Genomic DNA, 2,438 nt, shown 5'->3' with positions numbered 1-2,438 from the left:
GCGGTCGGCGCCCCGGCCGCCGACCGGGCCGCCGACCCGGCCGCCGGGCCGGTGGTCGCGGAGCTGGAGGAACGGGGACGCACCGCGGTCGTGGTCGAGGTCGACGGCGTCCCGGCGGGGGTGCTCGGCATCGCCGACCGCCTCCGGGCCGACGCCGCCGCCACCGTCGCCGCCCTCGGCGCGCTGACGGCCACCGCCCCGGTGCTGGTCACCGGGGACAACCCGCGCGCCGCCGCCCGGCTGGCCGCCCTGGTCGGCATCACCGACGTGCGCGCCGGGCTGCTGCCCGAGGACAAGGTCGCCGCCGTCCGGGAGCTGGAGGCCGCCGGGCGCCGGGTCCTGGTGGTCGGGGACGGCGTCAACGACGCCCCGGCGCTGGCCGCCGCCCACACCGGCGTCGCCATGGGCCGCGCGGGCTCGGACCTGGCGCTGGAGACCGCCGACGCCGTCGTCGTGCGCGACGAGCTCGCCGCCGTCCCCGCCGTCGTCGCCCTGTCCCGCCGGGCACGGCGCCTGGTCGTGCAGAACCTCGTCATCGCGGGCGTGTTCATCACCGGCCTGGTCGCGTGGGACCTGGCCGGGACCCTGCCGCTGCCGCTGGGCGTCGCCGGGCACGAGGGCTCCACCGTCCTGGTCGGCCTCAACGGCCTGCGCCTGCTGACGGAGGGCGCCTGGCGGCGCGCCGCGGCTACCCCGGAGGGCCCGGCGGCGTCAATGTGACCTTCCGCGCGTGGAGTCCCGGTGCCGGACGGAGGCATGCTGCCGACAACGATCATGCTCCGGAGGGCCGGACCCGCGGGCCGCCGTGACACGGATGGTCGTTCCGCCGTCTCAAGGGAGGGCGCACCCTGGGGACGACCGTCGGAGGTGAAGGTGAGTCTGACCGATCTGGGGCTGACGGCCGAGCAGGAACGGGTGTACCGGCTCCTGCTGCGCGACCCGCGGGCGACGGTCCGGCCGGACGCGTGGCCGGTCGTCGTCGAGCTGCGGACGCTGGGCCTGGTGGACGAGGGCCTCGCCCCGGTCCCGCCGGCGGCCGCGGTGGACCTGCTGGTGCGGCGGCGCGTCGAGCGGGCGCAGCGGCAGCTCGGCGGGCTCGCCCTCGCCTGGACCGTGCTGACGGAGCTGGCCGAGGAGCAGCGCAGCGGCCGTCCCGTCCAGCTCGTCGAGCACCTGCCGGACGCCCCGGCCGTCGTCCGCCGCGTGCGGGCGCTGCTGGACGACGAGCCGGGCGAGCTCCTCCGGTTGAGGACGCGGGTCGTCGGCGAGGACGGGACCCTCGCCGACGAGGGGATCCGGGCGCTGCTGGCGCGCGGGCTGCGCAGCCGCACCCTGTGCCCGGCGCACGTCCTGGACGACCCCGCCGAGGCGCGCCGCGGCCTGCGGCGGCACGCGCTCGGCGACCTGCACCGGGTCACCTTCGAGCCGGTGCGGCAGGTGGCGGTGGTCAACCGGACGGTCATGCTCGTCCAGGCCGACCCCTGCCGCCCGGCGGCGGGCGCGGTGCAGGTCCGCCAGCCGGGGATCGCCGCGCTGCTGGTGGAGGTCTTCGAGGGCATGTGGGAACGCGGCCGCGACCTGGAGGACCTGCCGCTGTCGCCCGCCGAGCGGCGCGTGCTGCACGCCCTGGTCCACCACGACACCGACGAGGCCGCGGCGCGGTCGGCGGCGATGTCGGTCCGCAAGTTCCGCGCCCACGTCGCCGACCTGCGGACCCGGCTCGGCGCCCGGACCCGCTTCCAGATCGCGTTGCTGGCCAGGGAACGCGGCTGGCTCTGAGGCGCGCCGGGCCCGGGGCGTGCAGGAACATGCAGTGCCGCGTGCAGCCGATGGGACTGCCGGGCCGCCCCGTCCGCCCACGATGATCTCGATCATGGAACGTCTGGACGTCATCGAGACCTGCACGCGAATGGCCTGGCACGCCGACCAGCGGGAGTGGGAGGCGCTGAGGTCGGTGTTCGCCGACCGGGTGCGGCTCGACTACACCAGCCTGAACGGCGGCGAGCCCGTCACCCTCCCCGCCGACGACCTCGTGGCCGCCTGGTCGCGGACGCTGGGCGCCTTCGACGCCACCCAGCACCTGGTCACCAACCACCTGGTGACCGTCGACGGGGACACCGCCGTGTGCACCGCCTCCTTCCAGGCCACGCACCGGCTCGCCACCCCGTTCGGCTCGCCGCTGTGGACGCTGGGCGGCACCTACCGGTTCGACCTGGTCCGCGACGGCGACGGCTGGCTGATCAGCGGCGTGGTGATGACGGCCACCTGGGCCGACGGCAACCACGAGCTGCTGGCGCGGGCCTCGCGCGACGGATCCGCCTGATGGTCGGGACGACGGCCGGGGCCGTGCGGCGCCGCGTCGCCGCCGCCGCCCTGGCCGCCGCGGCGTGGCCGATGTCGGCGGGGTGCGCCGGGGACGACCCGGACCCCGCCCCGGC

Annotated in this window: 3 protein-coding genes; all 3 read left to right on the top strand. The window is 77.3% G+C overall.

Features of this window, described 5'->3' with window-relative positions:
* The coding region (locus tag AKI01S_RS48505; RefSeq protein ID WP_157420770.1) for an HAD-IC family P-type ATPase at nt 1–720 on the top strand (720 nt) is incomplete at its 5' end.
* 153 nt (nt 721–873) lie between these two features.
* Nucleotides 874–1,779 carry a helix-turn-helix domain-containing protein gene (locus AKI01S_RS48500; protein WP_157420768.1) on the top strand — a complete coding sequence of 302 codons (906 nt, stop codon included), beginning with the start codon at nt 874–876 and terminating at the stop codon, nt 1,777–1,779.
* Between the two features lie 94 nt (nt 1,780–1,873).
* Complete coding sequence (locus AKI01S_RS48495) at nt 1,874–2,323, top strand: nuclear transport factor 2 family protein (protein ID WP_067833903.1); 450 nt, start codon at nt 1,874–1,876, stop codon at nt 2,321–2,323.
* Nucleotides 2,324–2,438: the final 115 nt, after the last annotated feature.

The organism is Actinomadura kijaniata NBRC 14229 (assembly GCF_001552175.1).
Classification (GTDB): Bacteria; Actinomycetota; Actinomycetes; order Streptosporangiales; family Streptosporangiaceae; genus Spirillospora; species Spirillospora kijaniata.
Note: the sequence above shows the minus strand (reverse complement) of the source record. Positions and strands in the feature narration are given on the sequence as shown.